Annotated in this window: 12 protein-coding genes; 8 read left to right on the top strand and 4 right to left on the bottom strand. The window is 73.4% G+C overall.

Going from position 1 to position 21567, the window contains the following annotated elements:
* Positions 1–9: 9 nt before the first annotated feature.
* Positions 10–2469: a sulfatase-like hydrolase/transferase gene (locus ACSRUE_RS42850; RefSeq protein WP_441288608.1), complete on the bottom strand. Its 2460-nt coding sequence runs from the start codon at positions 2467–2469 to the stop codon at positions 10–12.
* 297 nt (positions 2470–2766) lie between these two features.
* On the opposite strand from ACSRUE_RS42850, the gene ACSRUE_RS42845 reads away from it, so the two are divergent.
* The 7 genes from ACSRUE_RS42845 (at position 2767) to trpA (ending at position 11265) form a co-directional block, all read left to right on the top strand.
* Positions 2767–3066 carry a Uma2 family endonuclease gene (locus tag ACSRUE_RS42845; RefSeq protein ID WP_441288607.1) on the top strand — a complete coding sequence of 100 codons (300 nt, stop codon included), beginning with the start codon at positions 2767–2769 and terminating at the stop codon, positions 3064–3066.
* A gap of 180 nt (positions 3067–3246) precedes the next feature.
* A complete protein-coding gene (locus ACSRUE_RS42840; RefSeq protein ID WP_441288606.1) occupies positions 3247–5274 on the top strand; it encodes a redoxin domain-containing protein in 2028 nt (675 codons plus the stop codon).
* Positions 5271–6176, top strand: a complete 906-nt coding sequence (locus tag ACSRUE_RS42835) for a hypothetical protein (protein ID WP_441288605.1) — start codon at positions 5271–5273, stop codon at positions 6174–6176. Before ACSRUE_RS42840 ends, ACSRUE_RS42835 begins: the two co-directional genes overlap by 4 nt.
* Before the next feature lie 503 nt (positions 6177–6679).
* The gene (gene trpD / locus ACSRUE_RS42830; RefSeq protein WP_437769895.1) at positions 6680–7723 is read left to right on the top strand and encodes an anthranilate phosphoribosyltransferase; all 1044 of its coding nucleotides are present in this window, start codon (positions 6680–6682) and stop codon (positions 7721–7723) included.
* Positions 7716–9200: a bifunctional indole-3-glycerol-phosphate synthase TrpC/phosphoribosylanthranilate isomerase TrpF gene (trpCF, locus tag ACSRUE_RS42825; protein ID WP_441288604.1), complete on the top strand. Its 1485-nt coding sequence runs from the start codon at positions 7716–7718 to the stop codon at positions 9198–9200. Before trpD ends, trpCF begins: the two co-directional genes overlap by 8 nt.
* A 50-nt stretch (positions 9201–9250) precedes the next feature.
* Positions 9251–10444: a tryptophan synthase subunit beta gene (gene trpB / locus ACSRUE_RS42820; protein WP_437761230.1), complete on the top strand. Its 1194-nt coding sequence runs from the start codon at positions 9251–9253 to the stop codon at positions 10442–10444.
* The gene (gene trpA / locus ACSRUE_RS42815; protein WP_441288603.1) at positions 10441–11265 is read left to right on the top strand and encodes a tryptophan synthase subunit alpha; all 825 of its coding nucleotides are present in this window, start codon (positions 10441–10443) and stop codon (positions 11263–11265) included. The genes trpB and trpA overlap by 4 nt, the downstream gene beginning before the upstream one ends.
* A 106-nt stretch (positions 11266–11371) precedes the next feature.
* Here trpA and ACSRUE_RS42810 read toward each other — a convergent pair whose 3' ends face one another.
* Both ACSRUE_RS42810 and ACSRUE_RS42805 read right to left on the bottom strand, forming a co-directional pair.
* Entirely contained in the window at positions 11372–12421 is a 1050-nt protein-coding gene (locus ACSRUE_RS42810) for a hypothetical protein (protein WP_441288602.1), read from the bottom strand.
* 66 nt (positions 12422–12487) lie between these two features.
* Positions 12488–15988 carry a POTRA domain-containing protein gene (locus ACSRUE_RS42805; RefSeq protein ID WP_441288601.1) on the bottom strand — a complete coding sequence of 1167 codons (3501 nt, stop codon included), beginning with the start codon at positions 15986–15988 and terminating at the stop codon, positions 12488–12490.
* Positions 15989–16170: 182 nt separating this feature from the next.
* On the opposite strand from ACSRUE_RS42805, the gene ACSRUE_RS42800 reads away from it, so the two are divergent.
* Entirely contained in the window at positions 16171–16974 is an 804-nt protein-coding gene (locus tag ACSRUE_RS42800) for a phosphate/phosphite/phosphonate ABC transporter substrate-binding protein (protein WP_437761226.1), read from the top strand.
* Positions 16975–17031: 57 nt separating this feature from the next.
* Here ACSRUE_RS42800 and ACSRUE_RS42795 read toward each other — a convergent pair whose 3' ends face one another.
* Positions 17032–21507 (bottom strand): translocation/assembly module TamB domain-containing protein, encoded by a 4476-nt coding sequence (locus ACSRUE_RS42795; RefSeq protein ID WP_441288600.1) that lies wholly within the window; start codon positions 21505–21507, stop codon positions 17032–17034.
* Positions 21508–21567: the final 60 nt, after the last annotated feature.

Raw genomic sequence — 21567 nt, 5'->3', positions numbered from 1 at the left:
CAGTAAACTCTACTGCGAGGCAGACTCGAAGGCAGACAACTTTTCGCGGAGCCGCGCGAGGTCGGCTTCGAAGCGCCGCTCGCCGGACAGGTCGCGGCTCTCCCGGGGATCGCTCCCGAGATCGAAGAGGAGCAGGCGGTCCTGCTGCTTCCGCTTCTGCTTCTGCTTCCGCTCGATCACGAGGAGCTTGAGCTGCCCGTCGATGACCGCGGCGCGGCGGGCGGTGCGCGCGAACACCGGCCCTCGGGGCGCGCGGTCGCCCTGGCCATGGCCGGCGGCGATCGCGGCCAGGGAGGCGCCTTCGACGGCCGTGGCCTCCGCGCCGCCGACGTCGAGGACGGTGGGCGCGATGTCGACCGTGCTCACCGGATGCGGGTAGCGGCCCGGCGCGGCGCCGGGGAGGGCGATGACGAGGGGGACGCGGATCGCCTCCTCGTAGAGCTCGACGCCGTGCCCCACGGGGCCGTGCTCGCCGAGCCCCTCGCCCTGCGAGCCGTGGACGATGATCGCCGTGCGGCCGGCGCGGGGGCCCCTCGCCACGGCGTCGAGCAGGGCGCCGAGCTGCCGGTCGACATAGGCGATCTCGCCGTCGTAGGCGGCGGTCCTGCCGGAGCCGAAGCGGATGCCGGGGTGGGCGAGGTAGCGCTCGTGGGCGTCGAAGAGGTGGAGCCAGAGGAAGATCGGCTGGGTGCGCTGGGCATACCCCTCAAGGAGGGCGATGGCCTTCTCGACCGCGAGATGGCCTGTCGCCTCGCGCTCCGGGTGGGCGTCGCCGTAGACGGTCTCGAAGCGGTCAAAGCCTTGATCGAAGCCGCGCTCCTGGCTGATCCACGTGAACGAGCTGACCGCGGCGGTGAGGTAGCCGGCGCGCTTCATGCGCTCCGCGAGGGTGTCGTTCTCGGGCAGCAGCGTGGGCCACTCGCGGCGGTCGCGCGCCGCTCGGTTGAGGCGGCGGCCGGTGACGAGCGGCGAGATGGCCCGCTGCGTCTCGCTCGAGGCGGCGTAGGCGCGCTCGAACAGCACGCCGCGGGCCGCGAGCTCGGCGAGCCGCGGGCTGGTGTCGCGGCCGTAGCCGTAGGCCGACGTGTGGTCGGCGCGGACCGTGTCGAGCGTGACGAGGAGGACGTCGGGGCGCGTCGGCGCGGCGGCGGGCGCGGGGGATGCGGGCGTGGTCCCGGCGGGGGAGATGGTCTTGGTCAGGACGGCCGGGATGACCGCGCCGCCCTCGTCGCGCGCGGCGGGCGTGGAGGCGGCGCGCACGTGCGCGGCCGCCGTGGCGCCGGCAGGAGCGGCCGGCGGGGCGCCGGAAGCGGCGGCAGGCGGGGCGCCGGCGGCCGCGGTCGTCTGCGCGCCGGCAGGCGAGCCCGCGACGGCCCTGGCGGGCAGGGGGGCGGCGCCCTCGTGGGCCCCGTCGCTGCAGTCCTGATCGATGCCGTCGCCCGGGGTCTCCGGTGCGCCGTGATACCGGGTGGGATCGCCCTCGTCGCAGTCGAGGCCGCCGAAGTGCGAGCCCATCCCGTCGCCGTCGCGGTCGGTCCACTGCTCGAGCGCGCTGAAGAGGGTGGCCGCGAGCCCGCCGCCGGCGCGCACGGCCTGGCCGAGCGGGGGGAACGACTCGATCCGGGCGGTCGCGGTCATGAGGACCAGGGCGGCGAGCGGGACGCCCGCGACGCCGGCGACGCGGCCGACGGCCGCGCTGAGGTCGACGCTCGAGACGAGCGCGGTCGCCACGAGCGCGATGGCGCCGTCGACGATGGCGGCGCGCACGGCGGCTCCGGGGTCGCCGGTCGTGCTGGCCGCGTGGGCGGCGAGCGGAGCGAAGGCGGCGACGAGGGGCACGACCCCGATGGCCGTGCCGGCGGCGGCGAGGAGCCACGGCTTCACGCCGCGGGCGGCGAGGCGATCGCCGAGCGCGACGAGGCGCTGGGTGACGAGCGCCGCCGCCACGACGCCGGCGAGGCCGAGGACGCCGAAGGTCGCGCCGGCGAGGCCCCGGTGGTGGGTCGCCGCCTTGAGGAGGGCGGCGAGCGCGGCGAGCACCGGGAAGGCGACGCCGATCCAGAGCGCGACGCGGAGGACGGCGAGCCGCTCGCCGCCGGCGCCGACGATGCCGCGGAAGCCGCGGCCCGCCGCGCGCGAGAGGATGAGCGCGAGCGTGACGAGCGGGAGCAGGACGGCGGTCCCGACGAGGAGCCCGTCGAGGAAGGACGCGCCGGCGCGGGCGGTGCGGAGCGCGGTCGGCACGGCGGAGAGCGAGGCGACGCCGAGGCCGAGCACGCAGGCCTCGCCGAGGCGGGTCGTCCAGGCGCTGCGGCGCGGCGGCGGAGGGGCCGGCCGCCCCGGCGGGGGGACGGACCGCCCCGGCGGCGCGCTCTGCCGGGCGGGCGGGCCGCTCGGCGATCGCGGCGGGACGCTGTCATGAGAGCCGGCGGCGCTCGGCGGCGGGGGACCTGGTTCGGCAGTGATCATGGGCACACAGGGGGAGGGCCGCGGGGGGCGCCTCGCGAGGGCCTGTCGCGCCTGGCCGCGAGGACGTGCGCCCTGGAGAACGGGGCCTACCATCGGTGTACCGGGCCGCAAAGTATCCTGCGGGAGCGGACGAGCTCGGGGCGCCGGCGGCCGGCAACCCGGAAGCGACGCGCTCGGCGCCGAGGCTGCGGCACGCGAAGCCGGCAAGATGGCTGCACGGGTGCGCCGGGGGCCCGCGCGGCGCCTGGCACGTGCCCGCTGGCGGGCTCCGCGCGGGTACGGCACGATGGCGGAGCCGTGTCGCTCCCCGCGCTGCGGCCCGACTGGGTTTGCGAGGTGCTGAGCGTCTCGAACACGCGCAACACGCGCAACGATCTTGTGAAGAAGATGCGCACCTATCACCGGTGCAAGGTGCCGCATTGCTGGATCGTGGATCCAATGAACGAGGTGCTCACCGTGCATCGCTGGATGGATGACGGGTATCTGAACGTGCTCACGGCAGAGCGGGGCGAGCGCGTCAGGGCAGAGCCGTTCGACGCGATCACGTGGTCCGTCGGGGCGCTCTTCGGGGACGATCCGGACGAGGACGAGCAGTAGAGCGGCGTCTCGACGCCTGGTCCGGACGGCGCAGCGGCGGACACCGTCGGAGATGTGCGCCGGCGCCGCCGCGACCCCGGTTCTCCTTGCCCAGGCCCCCCCGACGACTTGTATCGTCGCAAAGACGCTGCCCTTGCTTCATCGGCCGCCCTGTCCTTCCTCCCCTCCAAGGAGCTCTTCATGACGCTGCTGCGACGCCGTGCTTCCGTCTCCGCGCTGATCTTGCTCGCCTTGTCCGCCTGCGGAGACGACGATGGGGTGAGCGAGACCGGGCTGTCGTGCGGTCCAGGCACGAAGGCCGCCGACGGCGTGTGTGTGCCTTCGGCGACGAGCCCCGGTGTCGTCTGCGGCGAGGGCACCGAGGACGTCGACGGCGCGTGCGTGCCTTCGGCGACGAGCCCCGGTGTCGTCTGCGGCGAGGGCACCGAGGACGTCGACGGGGAATGCGTCCCGACCGCGCTCCAGCCCGGGCATTTCCTGAGCCCGCTGGTGCAGCTCCAGAGCTTGCACGAAGTCGGGAGCCACACGGATGAGGTCCGCGTCCGCGACGATGACTTGCTCCTCAATTGCAGCTACACATTCAACGTCATCGATGCGGAGGACCCCGCCGGCATGGAGGTGCTCGCGGGGGGGCTCAAGCACACCATCCCCGGCGATACCCGCACGCCCGGCTGCAAGCACCTCGCGTGGGACGACGATCTCGTCTTCACCACGCACCTCGGCAACATCCGGAACCCGGCCTTCCTCAGCGGCTGGGACATCAGCGATCCCGAGGCTCCGGTGCAGCTGCCCGTCCTGCAGGAGGAGGGGATCAGCTACGAGGGGGTCGACGTCGCGAACCACAACATCTTCGTGGGGCTGCACGGAGATGGCCTCGGCGTCTACCGCTACGACGGCGAGGTCGGGTTCACGCGGGTCGGCAGCCTGGGTGGATTCACCAATGCGTGGGGGGTCGCGGCGCGCGACAACCATGTCTTCGTCGCCGACGGCGTGGACGGGCTCGTCACGGTCGACGCGACGGACCCGACGGCGCCGGTGGAGCTCGGGCGCGTGGCGACCGGCGGCCAGGCGAAGGGCGTCGTCGTGGACGGCGACTTCGCTTATGTGGCAGCGGGCTCTGCGGGCGTCGCCGTCGTCGACATCTCCGACCTCACGCGCCCGGTCGTGGTCGGTCGCGCCGAGATGCCCGGGACCCCGCTCCGCCTGGCCTACTCCGAGCGCCGCCTCTTCGTCGCCGCGTGGAACGACGTGCGCGTGTACGACGTGTCCACGCCCGCCGCCCCGACCTTCATCGCGGCCGTGCGCATCCCGAGGGCGTTCGAGTACGACGATCCGGATCGCGAGCTCCCCACGATGCGCACCTTCGGCGTCGCCGCCCGGGGTCAGGACGTGTTCATCGGGACCTGGGAGAACCCGTATTCCTACCGACTCGAGCCGGACCGCCTCGCCCCCAACATCCGTCTCCCGGAATCCGCTGCGCGGATCGATTTCGGCCCGGTCGCGGCCGGGGACACGAAGACGCTCCCGCTCGAGGTCACGAACCAGGGGACGGCGCCGCTCACCCTGGTGGACAGCTGGGTCAGCGGCTCCGCGTTCAGCGTCGAGCCGCGCCAGGCCCGGATCGCGCCCGGCGAGACGATCGAGCTCAACATGACGTACCTCGCCTCGGCGACGGACCAGGAGATCGGCTATCTCCACATCGCCTCGGACGACCCCGCAGCCCCGGTGCGGAAGAGCTATCTCGTCGGCAACGCGCCCGGCGTGAGCGTCGGGGCGCCCCTGCCCGCGACCACGGGCACGATGCTGGACGGCACGACATGGACCTCGGAGGAGTCGGCAGGGGGCGTGCTTCTGCTCACCTACTTTGCCACCTTCTGTCCGGTCTGCGCCAACCACCTGCCGGACACCGAGGAGCGGTTCTGGCTGAAGTACAAGGACCAAGGCCTGCAGATCGTCGCCCTCAACCCGAGGGAGCCGGTCGATCAGATCGGCCAGGTGCAGGCGTATTGCGACAACATCAAGGTCAGCTTCCCGGTCGGGCTCGAGGAGACCGCGAGCACCTACGCCGCCGTGACGTCCAATTTCCCCGGCCCCAACCCGTTCCCGGTCGACGTGATCGTCGGCAAGGACGGCATCGTCCGGTACGCCAGCCACGAGTACGACCCCGACGCCATGACGGCGGTCATCGAGCAGGCGCTGGCCGAATGATGAAGCGCGCCCTGCTCCTGATGGTCGCGCTGATTGCGTCCGGTTGCGACGGAGGCGGCGGCGCAGCGACCAGCGGCGGTGGTGACGCCGGCGGCGGCGCAGCGACCGGAGGCGGCGGCGCAGCGACCAGCGGCGGTGGCGACGCTGGCGGCGGCGCAGCGACCGGAGGCGGCGGCGCAGCGACGGGCGGCTCCGGCGCAGGCGGCGCGCCGGCGGGTCCGGGCGTGACCGGCGTGCTCGCGGACGAGGCGGGACAGCCCATCGGCGGAGCCACCGTGCTGTTTTGCAATACCGCGGTCTGCTACTCGGACCGATCGAGGGCGGATGGCCGCTTCACCTTTCGCAGCGACGCGGAGCCGCCGGTCGACTTCGTGGTGAAGTCGATGGAGGACGCGGGGACGACGCCGCGCCGGGGAACGACCATGTTCCCGCTGCGCTTCACGGACGCGGTCACCGTCGACGCGGGATCGCTCTTCGTGCCGCACCTGCCCGCGGGCGCCGTCCTCGGGCCGAACAGCGACGATCCGCAGGTGCTCGAGGTCGGCGATGGCCTCCAGCTCACCGTGAACCGCGCTGCGCTCGCGACGCCGCTCGGCGAGGCCCTCCACGACATCGCGGCCCGGAAGATCCCGCCGGAGCGCGTGCCACCGCTCCCCGATCTCGGCGGGGAGGAGATCGTGGCGGTCTACGCGCTTTACCCGTTCGCGACGATCAGCGACTCGCCCGTCGGGGTCCAGGCCCCCTCGGACCTGGCGCCAGGGACGCCCGTGAGGTTCCGGACCCTGAGCGAGTACGACGGCAAGCTCTCGGCGCCGGTTGCCGGTGAGGCAGACGGCTCGGTCATCAGGACGTCGCCCGGCTCCGGGATCGACGAGCTGACCTGGCTCGTGATCTCCAGGTAATGCGTGTGCGCTCTCCCGGGCTTCTCCTCGAGCCAGCCACCCAACGATCTCTTTTATGCGATCTTCCGCGCCTTCTATCCCGTCGGCCACATGACCGATGTGCCGATGTGATGGGGCGGCTCGAGGCGCGCGCGGAACCCGCTTGACGCTCGTCGCGCCCGCAAGCTATGTTCCCCGCATGTCCCGCGCGCTCCCCGCGTCCTGCGCTCGCCGCTGTTCCGAGGCCTTCGTCCTCGGCGGCGCGTCGTGCTCGGCCGTCGAGGTGGGTTCGTGCGTGGCAGGGCTGCGCTGGTGGCGCTGGTGCTCTACCAAGGCGGGCCCTTACCACGGGTAACGCGCCTCCCTGCGGGGAGGACGACCTGAAGGAAAGAAGAAAGAGGGCCCGCCGGAACAACGGTGGGCCTTTTCGTTTTTGTCCGCTATGCAGTGCGCCGCGGCCCGACGCCCGAGTCCCGAGGATCCGTGTCTGCCAGAACAGCCGTGAACATGAGGAGAGAACCATGATGCATGCAGTCATCGATGCGCTCTGCGCCGGCGTCGACCTCTCCGCGGAGCAGACCGAGGCGCTGTTCCGCGACCTGATCGCCGGGGCGCTGACGGAGATCGAGCTCTCCGCGCTGTTCGTGGCGCTCAAGGCGAAGGGCGAGACCCCCGCCGAGATCGCGGGCGCGGCGCGCGCGCTCCGGGGGATGTCGGTGCCGTTCGCGCGGCCGGCGTATGCCTATGCCGACTGCTGCGGCACCGGCGGAGACGGGCAGTCCACCGTGAACGTGTCGACGGCCGTCGCCTTCGTCGCGGCCGAAGCGGGCCTGCCGGTCGCCAAGCACGGCAACCGCTCGGTCTCCTCCCAGTGCGGCTCCGCCGACGCGCTCGAGGCGCTCGGCGCCCGGCTCGACCCGCCGGCCGAGGTCTCGCGCCGCGCCCTCGATGAGGTCGGCTTCTGCTTCCTCTTCGCGCCGCAGTACCACGCCGGGCTCCGCCACGCGATGCCCGTGCGCCGCGCCCTCAAGGTGCGCACGATCATGAACCTGCTCGGCCCCCTCGTGAACCCGAGCGCGCCGCCGATCCAGGTGATGGGCATCTACGATCCGGCGCTCGTCACCGACGCCGCGCGCACGCTCGGCATGCTCGGGTGCCAGGCCGCGCTCGTCGTCCACGGCGGCGGGCTCGACGAGGTCGCCCTGCACGCCCCGACGCGCGCGGCCCGGCTCCGCGACGGGGTCGTCGAGGAGCTCACGATCGACCCGGCCGACGCGGGGGTCGCGCCGGCGCCGATCGAGGCGCTCCGGGGCGCCGGCCCGGCGGCGAACGCGGCGTGGCTCCGCGACCTGCTCGCCGGGCGCGGCGCGCCCGCGCACCGCGATGCCGTCGCGATCAACGCCGGCGCGCTGCTCTGGATCGCCGGGCGCGCCGAGGGGCTGCGGGAGGGGACGGCCCTGGCGCTCGACGCGCTGGGCTCCGGGCGCGCGGCGGAGCGGCTCACGCGCTTCGTGGCGCTGAGCCGGGACGGGGCCCAGGAAGCGCGGAAGGAGGCGAAACATGGCTGAGCAGGGCAATGTGCTCGCGCGCATCGTGGAGCGGAAGCGGGCGGACGTGGCGGAGCGCGAGCGGCGGACCCCGCTCGCCAGCCTCCGGGCGAGCGCGCCGCCCACCTCGCGCAGCCTCCGGCGCGCGCTCTCCGCGCCGGGCGCGCGGTTCGTCCTGGAGTGCAAGAAGGCCTCTCCGTCCGAGGGCCTCATCCGGCCGGATTTCGACCCGCACGCCGTCGCCGCCGCGTACTACGGCGTCGCCGACGCGGTGAGCGTGCTGACCGACGAGCCCTTCTTCCAGGGCAGCTTCGAGATCCTCCAGGCCGTGCGCGCGGTCGTGGACGTCCCGATCCTCTGCAAGGACTTCGTCGTGGCGCCCTACCAGGTGATCGAGGCGCGGGCGAACGGCGCGGACGCGATCCTGCTCATGCTGTCGGTGCTGGACGACGCGACCGCGCTCCTGTGCCTGGGCGCCGCCGAGGCGCTCGGCATGGACTGCCTCGTCGAGGTCCACGACGAGGCGGAGCTCGAGCGCGCGCTCGCGCTGCCCGCGCCCGTGATCGGCATCAACAACCGCGATCTCAAGACGCTCAAGGTCGATCTCGCCGTCTCCGAGCGGCTCGCCCCGCGCGTGCCGCGCGATCGCATCGTCATCGCGGAGTCGGGCGTCGAGTCGCGCGCCCACGTGGAGCGGCTCGCGCCCTCGGTGGACGGGTTCCTCGTCGGCACGTCGCTCATGCGCAGCCCCGACATCGCGGACGCCGCGCGCGCGCTGGTGACCGGCAGGGTCAAGATCTGCGGCCTGACCCGGCCCGGGGACGCGCGCGAGGCGGAGCGGCTCGGGGCCCGCTTCGGCGGCCTCGTCTTCGCCGAGACCTCGCCGCGGCGGGTGACGCGCGAGCAGGCCGAGATCGTGGTCGCCACGGCCGCGGGGCTGCCCTTCGTCGGCGTTTTCCTCAATCAATCCATGGACTTCGTCGCGGATACGGCGCGGGCGATCGGGCTGCGCGCCGTGCAGCTCCACGGCGACGAGGACGCCGCGTTCGTCGAGGCGCTGCGGCGCGCGCTCCCCGAGGGGTGCGAGGTCTGGAAGGCGGTCCCGATGGCGCCGTCCGGGGAGGCGGCCAGCGCCGCGGGCGCGGGCGGCGAGGCGGGCGACGGCGGCGCGGGCGCGGAGGTCGAGCGCAGCGCCGATCGGCTGGTCTTCGACACGCGCACGGCGGAGGCGCGGGGAGGCACGGGGCGGACGTTCGCCTGGAGCGCGATCGACGGCCACCCGGCGCGCGCCCGGAGCCTGCTCGCGGGCGGGCTGAACCCGGACAACATCGCCGCGGCGCGCCGGGTCGGGACGTGGGGGCTCGACGTGGCGTCGGGCGTCGAGCGCGCGCCCGGCGAGAAGTGCGCCGACCTGCTCGTGCGCCTGTTCGACGGCGCGCGCGGCCCGTCGCGCCACGACCGTGATCCCGCGGCCCCGTCGGACCGCGCCTCTCCCTGACGGCAGCTCTCACGACCCACAACGCACAACCGACGATCGAGGCAATCACCATGCAGCAAAGCGGCCGCTTCGGCGCCTTTGGCGGCGCCTATGTCCCGGAGATCCTCGTGCCCGCGCTCGAGCAGCTCGAGCGCGCGTACCTGGAGGCGCGCGGCGATCCGTCGTTCGCGGCGGAGTTCGACGCCTTGCTGACGACCTACGCGGGGCGACCGACGCCGCTCACCCTGTGCCGCAACCTGACCGGCGACCCGCGCGTGAAGCTGTACCTCAAGCGCGAGGACCTGCTCCACGGCGGCGCGCACAAGACGAACCAGGCGCTCGGCCAGGGGCTGCTCGCGCGGCGCATGGGCAAGCGGCGGCTCATCGCCGAGACCGGGGCCGGCCAGCACGGCGTCGCGACCGCCATGATCGGGGCCCTGCTCGGCATGCCCACGCGCATCTACATGGGCGCGAAGGACGTCGAGCGGCAGCGGCTCAACGTCTTCCGGATGCGCCTCATGGGGGCCGAGGTGGTGCCCGTGACCTCGGGTTCGCAGACGCTGAAGGACGCGCTCAACGAGGCGCTGCGCTACTGGACCGAGAGCTACGAGGACACGCATTACCTGATCGGGACGGTCGCCGGGCCCCACCCGTTTCCCACGATCGTGCGCGATTTCCAGTGGGTGATCGGCCGCGAGGCGCGCGCCCAGATCCTGGAGGCCGAGGGGCGCCTGCCCGACGCGGTGGTCGCGTGCGTGGGCGGCGGCAGCAACGCCATGGGGATCTTCTCCGAGTTCATCCCGGACAAGGGCGTGGCGCTCGTCGGCGTGGAGCCCGCCGGCCACGGCCTGTCGACCGACAAGCACGGGGCGACGCTCCTCAAGGGCCGCCCGGGGGTGCTGCACGGGTCGGAGACCTACATCCTCCAGGACGAGCACGGACAGGTCGCCGAGACGCACTCGGTCTCGGCGGGGCTCGACTACCCCGGCGTCGGGCCGGAGCACGCGCACCTCATGACGTCGGGCCGGGCGACGTACGTCGCGGCGACGGACGACGAGGCGCTCGACGCGTTCCAGCGGCTCTCGCGCAGCGAGGGCATCATCCCGGCGTTCGAGTCGGCGCACGCGATCGCGCACGCGCTGAAGATGGTGGCGGAGGCGGCGCAGGCAGGGCGCGAGACGGTGCTCGTCGTGAACCTGTCGGGCCGCGGAGACAAGGACATGGAGCAGGCGCAGAGGCTGCTCGATCCCGGGAGGTCGACATGAGTCGGGAGACGGTGACGACGCGCTACGATCGCGCATTCGAGCGGCTGCGGCAGCGCGGCGAGGGGGCGTTCATCCCCTTCCTGATGCTGGGGGATCCGGACCTCGCCACGAGCGCGCGGCTGCTGCGCGCGGCGGTGGAGGGCGGCGCGGACGCGATCGAGGTCGGGATCCCGTTCTCGGATCCGATCGCGGACGGCCCGACGATCCAGGCCGCCGCCGTGCGGGCGCTCGAGGCCGGCGTGAGGCCGGGCGACTGCATCGAGCTCCTGGCGCGGTTCCGGGCGGAGGCGCCGGAGGTGCCGATCGGCATCCTGACGTACGCGAACCTCGTGAAGCACCGCGATCTGGCGGGCTTCTACGCGTCGGCGGCCGCGGCCGGGGTCGACAGCGTGCTCGTCGCCGACGTGCCGGTGAGGGAGTCGGATCCGTACGTGGCGGCGGCGCGCGCCGCGGGGGTGGCGCCGGTGCTGATCGCGCCGCTGAACGCCTCGGAGGCCACGCTGCAGCGGCTCGCGGAGCGGTGCAGCGCGTACACGTACTGCGTGACGCGCAAGGGCGTGACGGGGGCGGACGAGCAGCTGCGCCTGGGCCACGGGGCGCTCTTCGAGACGCTGCGCCGGTTCGGCGCGCCGCCCGCGATCCTGGGGTTCGGCATCTCGAAGCCCGAGCACGTGCGCGACGCCCTCGCCGCCGGGGCGTTCGGCGTGGTCAGCGGGTCCGCGGTCGTGCAGCGGGCGGCGGCGAACCTCGGCGATCCCGAGGCGGCCGCGCGCGCCGTCGCGAGCTTCGTGCGCGAGATGAAGGCGGCGACGGCGCGCTGAGCGCGCCCGCCGGATGGCGTTCCACCCGCGGAGCCGGTCAGGTTCACGGCGGAGCGCCGTCGCTACCGCGCCAGGAGTGGTTCGCCTTTCGGGCGGCGAGCCGAGCTCACCGGCACGTGACGCCGCACATCGTCCCCGAGAGCGCGACGCAGCTCTCGTCCCACCCGAGCGTGCAGCAGAAGCTGTCTCCGTCCTCTCCGCACACGGTCTCGACGCAGCTGTTGCAGGTCGCGTCGAGGGGCGCGCCTTCCTCGCAGAGGTCGTGGGCGCACCCGCAGGCCCGCCCGCAGGCGGCGGTGAGGCCAGCGACGCAGTGGGTGTCCCACGAGCTCATGCAGCACGCCGGGTCCTCCGCGCACAGCGCGGTCACGCACGGGTCGCAGCCCATGAGGAGGGGCGCTCCTTCCTCGCAGAGGTCGTGGCTGCACTCGGCCGGCGGGCACACGCCGCAGTCGGTGGCGCACGCCTGGCAGTTCTCCCTGTCGGGCTCGCATGTGCCGTCACCGCAGACCGGCGGGCACACGCCGCAGTCGGCGGCGCACGAATCGCACGTCTCGCCGGCGTCACACGTCAGATCGCCGCACGCCGACGCCCCGCCCTCTCCACCGCCGCCGGCGGCGTCGCCGCCGCCCGTCGAAGCGCTGCTCGTCGAGGCGCTGCTCACCGAGTCGCCGCCGCCGCCGCCGCCCGCCGAGGCGCTGCTCGTCGAGGCGCTGCTCGTCGAGGCGCTGCTCGTCGAGGCGCCTTGCCCGCCCGCTCCGCCGCCGCCCGTGGCCTCGCCGCCACCCGCTGCTCCGCCGCCCGCCGAGGCGCTGCTCGTCGAGCCGCCTTGCCCGCCCGCTCCGCCGCCGCCCGTGGCATCGCCGCCGCCCGCCGAGGCGCTGCTCGTCGAGCCGCCCTGCCCGCCCGCTCCGCCGCCGCCCGTGGCATCGCCGCCGCCCGCCGAGGCGCTGCTCGTCGAGGCGCCTTGCCCGCCCGCTCCGCCGCTGCCCGCCGATCCGCCGGCCCCACCATGCCCACCATGCCCACCGTGCCCGCCGGCGCCGGACGTGCTCGCCGCGCTGCTCGGCGCGGCGCTCTCGTCGTCGCCGCAGCCGGCGATCGTGAGGGTCGATGTCAGGGCGAGCAAAGCACACATGCGGAGTGAACGGTTCATCAGGGGAGCCTCGTTATCATCATGCGTTGGGAGCGGCCTCGCGCGCGTCGCGCGCGAGGCCGCCTGTCAAAAGAGCCCCACGGAGAAGTGGAGTGCACCGTCGATCTCATCCAGCTCGTCGCGCGGATCCAGGTTGAAGCCGTAGTCGAAGGCGAGGGGGCCGATGGGCGTGTTCACCCGCAGGCCGGCGCCGAGCCCGTAGCGCAAGAGCCGCGGATCGAGGTTGACGTTCTTCGCCTTGATCCAGAGGTTGCCCGCGTCGAGGAAGAGCCCGAGCTGGAGCAGATCCGTCAGCGGAATGCGCAGCTCGGCGCGGGGGTTCACCATCACCGTCCCGCCGCGCGGGATATCGTCGGTCGATACCTCGGCGTCCCCGCCCAGCGCCTTTCTCGCCTCCTCGAGCCCGTCCTCAGGATACAGCGACTCGGCCAGATGGGAACGGAGCGAGTCGACGCCGCCGAGGAAGAAGAGGCGATCCGGGTACGTCCCGCTCTCGGCCACGAGCGGCTGAATGTACCCTCCGGACAGGCTCAGGGCGAGGGTGAGCCGCGACCGCGGCGCGAGGGGGATATAGCCCGACACGCGGCCCGTGAATCGCAGGAAGTGGCTCTCGGGGAAGCTCGATTGGGCCCGGACCGACGCGAAGGCGTCGAAGGCGTCGACGTGCTCGACGCCGCCGGAGAGGAGGAAGCCCCGGGTCGCGGCGAAGGGGGTGTCCCGCGTGTCCCAGGACGCGTCGATCCGCTGCGCCAGGGCGATCGTCTCGCCCTCGGGCATGCGCAGCTGGTCGAGGATATCCCGCTTGTCGGCGCCGACGGCGCCCGGGAAGAATCCGACTTTGTTCAGCTCGGTCGACAGGGCGAGCTGCGTCGTCACGGCGCGCCGCGGGCGGTAGGTGATCGCGGGGATGATCGCCGTCTTCGTGACGCCGAAATCCAGCTGGTTGTCGCGCACGTTGATGCCCGCGAGCGACATGCCGACGAGCGGGCCGAGGCCGATGTCCGGGAGCGTGACCGAGACCGCGATGCGGCGCTCCAGCTGGTCGTCGATCTGGAGATCCTCGTAGTGGCGGCTCGCCGCCTTGTCGACGATCATGAACTCGAACAGGTAGCTGAGATGGACGCCCATCGTGAGGCCGATGGCGAGGCCGCCGATGTTGCGGTGTCCGTACTCGAAGGCGACGCGCGCGCCCTCGCCGGTCGAGAACCCGATCTGCGGGTTGAGGTACTGCGGCAGCTGCTCGACCACGTGGATGACGACCCGCTTGTTCTTCTGCGGGACGTCGGGATCCTCGAGCGATATCGACACGCTGGAGAAGGGGCCGAGCGCGGCGATGCGCTCCTCGCTCAGGCGGGCCTGCGACTGGCGGAACGGCGCGCCCTCGCGGAGCAGCACGCGGCGGAGGATCAGCTGCTCGTCGGTCCGGACGGCGCCCTTGACGACGATGCCGGTGACGAACACCCGATCTCGCTCCGAGACGATGAACCGCGCGCGGGCGCGCGTGCGGTCGGGCGAGGGCTCGATGGCCGTGCGGACCTCGGCGAACGCGTAGCCCAGGTCGCGGTAAGCATCCATGATGCGCAGCCGCGCGGCGTCGAGCGCGAGCGTCGAGAGGGGCTGTCCGACCTTCAGATCGACGAGGTCGCTGAGCCAGCGCTCGCTGAACGGCCGCGTCTCGGCGCAGAAGGCGCGGTCGCGCTCGCTCAGGCCGGCCTGGCCGCAGAAGCCCTTGTTCCCCTCGAAGGCGAGATCGTAGAGCTGGGTCTGCGGGCCGGGATGGACCGGAATGCGGAGCGTCACCTCGGGGGAGCACGCGATGCGCCGGGCGGCGTCGGGGCGGCACGTGAGGGCGGCGGGGACGGGCGGCTCGGGGAGGGGCAGCCCTTGCGCGTCGGTGAGGCACTGGGCCGTGACGCGCTCGGCGACCGGCTCGGGGATGCAGGCGCCCGGCGGGGAGCGGCGCGAGCAGGTGGCGCGGAGCACGGAGACCGGGCCGACGACGGCGTTCAGGTAGCCCTTGCTGAAGTAGAGATCGCGAAGGTGCTTGAGGGCGCGCTCGTAGGTCTCCTGCGCGTACGTCATCGAGGGGATGAGCTCGACCGGCCTGGCCCGGCCGCCGGCGCCGCGGGTCGGGCCGAAGAGGTCCGAGATGCCTCGCGGGTCGGGCATCGAGAAGGCGTCGGCGCCGGGCAGGTCCTCCTCGAGGAAGCTCTCGATCTCGCGGCCGAGGTCGTCCGGGCCGAGGTCGCCCGTGAGGCAGGGGAAGACGCGCTTCGTGACCCTCACCTGCTCGTGCTCGCGGACGGTGAACGTCAGGTAACGGACCGCATCGTCGGGCTTGCCGCCGAGCGACGGGGTGACCTCGGCGTCGAGGAAGCCGCGCTCGACGTAGAACGCGCGGAGCCGATCGGTGAGATCGTTCGTCTTCGTCTCGGTCGTCTCGCCGAGATCGAGCGCGGCCTCGAGGGCGTCGTCGTCGAAGGCGCGGTTGCCGTCGAAGGCGGGGACGATGCGCGCGCCGGGCTCGAGGTAGACGTAGAGGTAGTTGTGCGGGCCGACCGCGAGCACGCGGTGGGAGACCTCGGCGTCGTGAAAGCCGCTCCGGCGGAGCAGCTCGGCCATCTCGCGGTCGGCCTCGGCGAGGGCGGGCTCGTCGACGCGGGCGCCGACGCCGAGGCCGTAGCTCTGCTTGAGCGAGCCGAGCTCCCGGTCCGCGCGCGGCGCCACGACGAAGACGCGCTCGGAGACCACGCGTGGCGCGCCGGCCTCGATGTCGAGGGCGAGGACGACCTGGGAGGGCTCGTCGGTGTCGACGGCGCGGATCGTGACGGCGGCCGCGGGGTAGCCGTGAAGCGCGTAGAACGCGCGGATGCGGGGGCTGATCTCGGCCAGCGTGGCCGTGGTGAGCTCGCCGCCCTCGGCGACGCCGGCGGCCTCGAGGGTGTCCTGCCGGTCGAGCGCGCCGCCGGTGATCTGGACGGTGGCGATGCTCCTGCGGGGGACGACGACGATCCGGAGCGCGGCGCCGTCCGGCACGGCGTACGCCTCGGCCGACGCGCGGGCGAAGTTGCCGGAGGCGAGCAGCTCGCGCATGGCGCGGCGCGCGGCGTCGGGGCTGAGGGGCTCGCCGAGGTCGACGCTGGTGACCGGCGACACGATCTGCCATCGGTCGCCCTGCGCGGTGACATCGATGCGGACGATCGGCTTGCCGACGAGCTCTCCCAGCGCCAGCGGCTGGCCGAGCGACGGCACGTCGGTGGCCTGGGTGCCGGCCTCGCCCGAAGGCACGGCCCGTGCCGCAGGGTTGACAGCGTCGACCGGGTCGAGGCCGGCCTGACCGGGGTTGAGGTTGGCCTGACCGGGGTTGAGGTTGGCCTGACCGGGGTTGGGGCCGGCCTGACCGGGGTTGGGGCTGGCCTGACCGGGGTTGGGGCTGGCCTGACCGGGGTTGGGGCTGGCCGGAGCCGGACGTGCGGGGGGCGGGGCGGCGTGCGCCGGGACGGCGATCGCGCCGAGCGGCAAAAAGCCGAGCAGAAGGGCAATGAGGGTGGAACGGAAGCGAGCCATCAGGCGCGGAGCGCCGGGGGACGAAGCGGAAATGAACCGGCGCCGGCGTGCACGACGGACGCAGCGTAGCCCGGTTGGGCGCTGGATGGGCAAGAGGCCGCCCGCGAGGCCTCGATGTGCGAGACGTGGGGCTCTCGGCGGGCAGAGCTCGTGCTAGCGTCGCCGCCCGTGCGAGGCACTGGATGAAGGACCTGGCGATGCTCGTCGGCGCCGTGGCGCATGACGCCAAGGTGGTGACGCTGTGGGAGAGCCTGCGCGAGCACTTCCGCGAACATGGAATCCTGATTGATTTCGCGCTGTTCTCTACGTACGAGCGCCAGGTCGAGTCGCTGATCCGCGGGCACATCGACGTCGCCTGGAACAGCGCCGTCGCGCACGTGCGGGTGAAGCGGCAGACCGAGGGCCGGTCCCGCTCGCTCGCGATGCGCGAGGTCGATCGCGACTTCCACAGCAAGCTGCTCGTCCGCCGCGACGCCGCCGTCGGGGCGCTCAGCGATCTGGAGGGCAAGGCGCTCGCTGTCGGGAGCGTCGACTCGGCGCACGCGCGCATCCTGCCGCTCCATTTCCTCCGGCAGGCGGGCGTGGCCGTGGAGAAGATCCAGCTCGTGCCGTTCGAGGTGGACGTCGGCAAGCACGGGGACACCGCGACGAGCGAGGTCCAGGCGCTCGCGGCGCTGCACGAGGGCAAGGCGCAGGCGGCGGCGGTCGGGGACGCGGTGTGGCTCGCCGAGCAGGCGAACGGCCACATCGACCTCCGCCGGGTCGACGTCCTCTGGACCACGCCGGCCTACGATTTCGCGATGTTCGACGCGCTGCCGGCGCTGCCCGAGGCGAAGGCCGAGGCGTTCCAGCGCGCGCTGCTCGGCATGACCTGGAAGAACCCGAAGCACCGGCGCATCTTCGAGCTCATGGGCCACAGGCAGTGGGTCTCCGGCCGCGACGACCGGTACGGCGCCCTCGACGCGGCGCTCGCCGCGGCCACCTGACGGCCGCGGATCGAGCGCCACGCGAGCGTCGTCCGAGCGCCGTCCGCGGCTCGAACGTCACTCGAACTCGAGCCGCCACCTCAGGTCGGCGCCCACGTTGCCGAGCGGCGAGCTCGAGGCGTCGCTCGAGTTGTCGTACGACCCCTGGAGGCTCATCCGGTCGCTGAGCTTCACCTCGACGCCCGCGCGCACCTGGCTGCCCTGCGAGAGCCCCGTCGTCACGTTGGCGCGCACCGCGTCCGTGATGCGCTTGCCGATCGTCACCGTCGGCTCCGGGGCGCCGTTCTTGGACGAGTAGCCGGTGCCGAAGCGGAACTCGTCGATGAGGGGGACCATCGTCTTCACCGCCTTGTCGGCGCCCGTCAGCGACGAGAGCGCCTCGAGGCCCATGGTCTCGCCGAGCGACGACACGACGCCCTGGTTGAGCTCGGCGCGCGTCATGCCGAGCGTCAGCAGCAGGACGATGTCCTCCTGGCTGAGCGGCGGATCGCTCGTCAGGTTGAGCTGGAGGTTGTCGGCGTCGCCCTGGGCGTGCAGCTTGATGCGCCAGAGCCCGCTGGAGTTCGCGCTGCTGGCCGCGGCCGCGGGCTCCGCGCCCGACGTCGCGTCCGCCGCGGCGGCGGTGCTCGTCGACGTGTAGCGGCGGTACTCGCTCTCGGCGCGCACGTCGACCTTGGGCGCGATGCGGAACGGATCGTCGAAGCGGACGTAGCCGTCCCGGACCTCGAACTCGGTGCTGCGCAGCATGAGCTTCGAGTCGGGCAGGATGCGCAGCGTGCCGCGCGCGCCGAAGCGCTGGTTCGTGCCCGACAGCGCGAGCCCGGGCTGCGAGACCTCGAGCCGCATGTCGGCCAGATCGTTCGAGAAGCGGAGCGGGTTCGGCGAGGCGACGGTGACGTCGAACCGGACCACGTCGTCCGCGGGGTCGTAGGTCTGCACCGTCGTCCGCTGGCGCCCCGTGAGATCGCCGAGGTCCATGCTCATCAGGATGGGCCGCGTGTAGCTGAACGACGTGAGCGTGATCTTCCCCTCGACCCGCGGCAGGTTCTTCTCCCCCGACGCGTCGTCCTCGACGCCGGGCCGGAAGCTCGCCGTCAGGTTGGCGTTCGCGGTGAGGTTCACCCCCTCGGCGACCGGCAGCTTCACGCCGGTCGCCACGATGGAGGCCTGCGCCGTGCCGAGGGTCAGGCCGCGCACCGGCATGTGCCCCACCGCGGTCACCGTGCCCGTGCCGACCCGCGCGCTCGCCTTCGTGAGGCGCACCTGGTCGCCGCCGATCGCGATCTCCACGTCGATGTCGTCGAGCGAGACCGGCAGGCCGACCACGTCGAGCTCGCCCTCCTTGAGCGTCGCCGAGCCCGTGTAGCGCAGCCCCTGGAGCGGCCCGGCCACCTGGACCTCGGCCTCCACCGTGCCCCGCGCGCGCCGGATCTGCGGGATGTCGGCGCTGAGCCGCGACAGGTTCGTCGGGCTTACCCGGATCGCCACGTCGAGGTCCGGCGCCGTGAACACCCGCTTGACCTCGCCGGACGCCGTGAACGCGGCGGACAGGCGCGAGGCGGTGTGCGCCTCGAGGTGGAGCTCCGGCACCTTCAGCGTGTTGCCCGCGAGGCGGATCGGGCCGCTCGGGCTCGTGAGGTGGACCCCCTGGCCCTCCCGATCGAGCTTCAGCGCGTCGACCGTGAGCGTGAGCGCCGCCTGCCGGAAATCCGTGAGGGGGAGCCGCTCGATGTCGAGCGACCCGGTCATCGTGCCCTTCGGCGCCGCCGCGAGCGCGGCGCCCGGGATCAGGTTCGCGAGCGTGCCCAGGTCGAGCGCGTCCATGCGCGCGTCCCCGTCCACGATCTTGCGCCGCTGGCGCGTGACGCGGAGCCCCTTCAGCGCGACCTGCCCGCCGAACAGCGAGCCGTTCGCGATGAAGGAGCCGTCGGGGAGGTCGCGCTCGTACTCCGCCGGATCGAACGGCGCGCCCTGGGGGTTGCCGCAGATCGGCGTCCTGCCGATGATCTTCGGCGGCTTGTCGTTCGGCACGATCGTGAGCGCGACCCGCGAGGGCGGCAGGCTCGCGTGCGTGCGGCGGATGCCGACGCGCGAGACGTGCACGTCCGCGAAGCCGGCGAGCCTGCTCACGGTGCCGCCCAGGCTGGCGACGACGGACACCGAGCCGTCGAACTGCGAGGCCGCCGCCCCGAGCCCGTCGATCCGCGAGAGCGGGAGGCCGCTCGCGATGACGCTCCCCTTCAGCGCGCCGCCGTGCGCCACGGAGGCGCTCGCCAGCACGGAGCCCGTGCCCTTGCGCAGCGACGCCGAGCGGACGTCGAGCCGCATGCCGTCGGCGCCGGCGGCCTGGTCGTCCCAGATCATGTCGAGGTCGATCTCGCCCTCGTCGAAGCGCTCGTCGAGCAGCTCGACGCCGGTGAGCCGCATGCCCGCGTTCACGGCGAGGGTGCCGCCGCCGCAGCGGTCCTCGGGGCCGCCGAGCGCGAAGTGGGCGCGGGCCGTCCCGCTCGCGGTCGCCTTGTAGTCGGCGAACCGCGGATCCTTGTCGAGGCGGAGCACCTCGAGCAGGTCGCGCGCGGCGAGGTGCGGCGCCTCGCGCGTGTCGACGGTCGCGTCCACGACGACGATCCCCGCCGAGCTGTCGAGCGGGCGGCCCTTGGGCAGGTTGCCGGCCGGGTCGAAATCGACCTTGATCGACGGGACCCGGACGCGGCTCGCCCCGTGCCGGACCCGCGCGTTCTCGAGCGTCACGGCGAGCGGCTCGAACGCGACCGGCGAGGGCTCGAGGTCGCCGATGGGGAAGCCGCCGAACACGAACTTCTCGACGCCGATCTCGCCGGTGAGCTTCGGGTGCGCGTACGAGCCGTGCATCGCCGCCTTCATCGTGGCGACGCCGGCGAGCTCGAGCGCGGCGAGCGGCGAGACCTCGGCGAGGTCGACGCGCGAGCCCGGGTGGACCTCGACCCCGAGCTGGTCGTTGAAGCCGAGCGAGACGGTGGTCCTGAGGTGCGAGCCCGGCGTGTCGACCGAGAAGCCCGAGAGCACGACGGCGTGCGGCCGCACCTGGAACGAGCCGCGGACCGTGGCCTCCTTGACGCCCATCAGGCGCTTGCGGGCAGGGTCCTTCGTCGGGTGATCGAAGATCTCGAAGCCGTGCGTCTGCACGGCGAGCGGGCCCTCGAGGGAGAGCGGGGACAGCGTGCCGCCGAAGCGATCGAACCTCCCCTCGCGCAGCGTCCACGCGACGTGCGCCTGCGGGTGGACCGCGAGGTCGCGGAGCAGGCCGGGCAGCTCGACGTTGGCGAGGCCGATCGGCCCGGCCTGGAGCGGCACGCCCTTCTCGAACGGCTTGATCTCCGCGCTCGAGATCTTCAGCGTGCCGTCGGCCCAGGCGACGTCGGCGTCGGAGAGCTGCACGGCGTCCGGGGTCGTCGAGACCTTGCCCGCGAGGCGCGTGACGAAGACCCTGCCGTCGAGGCCCGGCCGGTCGAGCAGGAGCGTGCCCTTGACGCGGGGGAGCGAAAGGCCGAGCGGCGCGGACGCCGCGTCGTACTCCGCGTCGACGTCGAGCGAGACCGAGCCGGACGCGGGCGGCAGGGCCAGGAAGCGGTGCACGATCGGCACGGGGAGGCGCGCCCGCACGCGGCCCTCGATCCGGTGGGGCATGCCGTCGCCGAGGCCCACGGCGCGGAGGGCGCCGAGCTCGAGCTCCACCCGGCGCCAGTCGCCGTCCTGGAGCGCGCAGGGCGGCGCGGTGCCGGGATCCGGGTCGAAGTCGGCGGCGCCCTCGAGGATCAGCCGGCGGACGAGCGCGCGGCCCGGCTCGACGCGGACGCGCGTGTCGAAGCGGCAGACGACGTCCTCGTCGACGCTGTCCTCCTCGGCCTCGTGGCCGGGCGCCGGGTGCGTGCGGACGACCGAGACGAGGCCGGAGCGCATCGCGATCTCGAACGCGTCCGACGGCTCGGCGGAGACGTCGACGTCGACCTCGGTGGCCTGGACGCGGACGTTGTCGATCGTCAGGTCGAGCCGCGCGTCGGTGATGGCCACCGAGGAGAGCGGCGCGCGGTCGAGGCCGCCCCCGCCGCCCCCGCCGGTGCTCGGGAGGGTGAGGTTGCGGAGCTCCCCGTCCTTCAGCACCGCGCGGACGCGGGGGCCGATGATCTCGACGTCCCCGGCGTCGATGTGCCCGGCGAGCAGCGAGAACAGGCGCGGGCGGATGGCCACGCGCTCGAGCTCGAGGAACGGCGCGCCGCCGTCCGAGGAGTCGACGACGAGCCGGTTCAGGCCGACCATGAGGGGCCAGGCCTGGACGCGCACCTGGTAGCGGGCCGTGATGCCGAGCTCGCGCTGGAGCAGCGCCGCCGTCTCGCGCGCCGCCCAGGCCCGCACCGTCTCGGTGCGCACGAGGAAGCCGAGCGCGAGCGGGATCGCGCCGATCACCGCGAACACGGCGCACAAAACGCGCACGGCGAGGCGCCCCCAGTCCCTGCGGGCGCTCGGCGGGGAGCCCTTTCTCCTCGTGCCGTGCATCGGGGCGCAGCTTAGCTGATGCGCGGTCGGACGCTTACGTGGGCGGGGGGATCCTGTGAC

It is taken from the genome of Sorangium sp. KYC3313, assembly GCF_052075895.1.
In the GTDB taxonomy this organism is placed as follows: domain Bacteria; phylum Myxococcota_A; class Polyangia; order Polyangiales; family Polyangiaceae; genus Sorangium; species Sorangium cellulosum_B.
This window is presented reverse-complemented; position numbering and strand designations above follow the sequence as displayed.

What these genes read in the sequence shown, in the direction of transcription:
- ACSRUE_RS42835 (WP_441288605.1), top strand. Translation starts at nt 5,271, where the DNA reads ATGATGAAGCGCGCCCTGCTCCTGATGGTCGCGCTGATTGCGTCCGGT.
- trpCF (WP_441288604.1), top strand. Translation starts at nt 7,716, where the DNA reads ATGGCTGAGCAGGGCAATGTGCTCGCGCGCATCGTGGAGCGGAAGCGG.
- ACSRUE_RS42850 (WP_441288608.1), bottom strand. Translation starts at nt 2,469, where the DNA reads ATGATCACTGCCGAACCAGGTCCCCCGCCGCCGAGCGCCGCCGGCTCT.
- ACSRUE_RS42800 (WP_437761226.1), top strand. Translation starts at nt 16,171, where the DNA reads ATGAAGGACCTGGCGATGCTCGTCGGCGCCGTGGCGCATGACGCCAAG.
- ACSRUE_RS42805 (WP_441288601.1), bottom strand. Translation starts at nt 15,988, where the DNA reads ATGGCTCGCTTCCGTTCCACCCTCATTGCCCTTCTGCTCGGCTTTTTG.
- ACSRUE_RS42810 (WP_441288602.1), bottom strand. Translation starts at nt 12,421, where the DNA reads ATGAACCGTTCACTCCGCATGTGTGCTTTGCTCGCCCTGACATCGACC.
- ACSRUE_RS42795 (WP_441288600.1), bottom strand. Translation starts at nt 21,507, where the DNA reads ATGCACGGCACGAGGAGAAAGGGCTCCCCGCCGAGCGCCCGCAGGGAC.
- trpA (WP_441288603.1), top strand. Translation starts at nt 10,441, where the DNA reads ATGAGTCGGGAGACGGTGACGACGCGCTACGATCGCGCATTCGAGCGG.
- ACSRUE_RS42840 (WP_441288606.1), top strand. Translation starts at nt 3,247, where the DNA reads ATGACGCTGCTGCGACGCCGTGCTTCCGTCTCCGCGCTGATCTTGCTC.
- trpD (WP_437769895.1), top strand. Translation starts at nt 6,680, where the DNA reads ATGCATGCAGTCATCGATGCGCTCTGCGCCGGCGTCGACCTCTCCGCG.
- trpB (WP_437761230.1), top strand. Translation starts at nt 9,251, where the DNA reads ATGCAGCAAAGCGGCCGCTTCGGCGCCTTTGGCGGCGCCTATGTCCCG.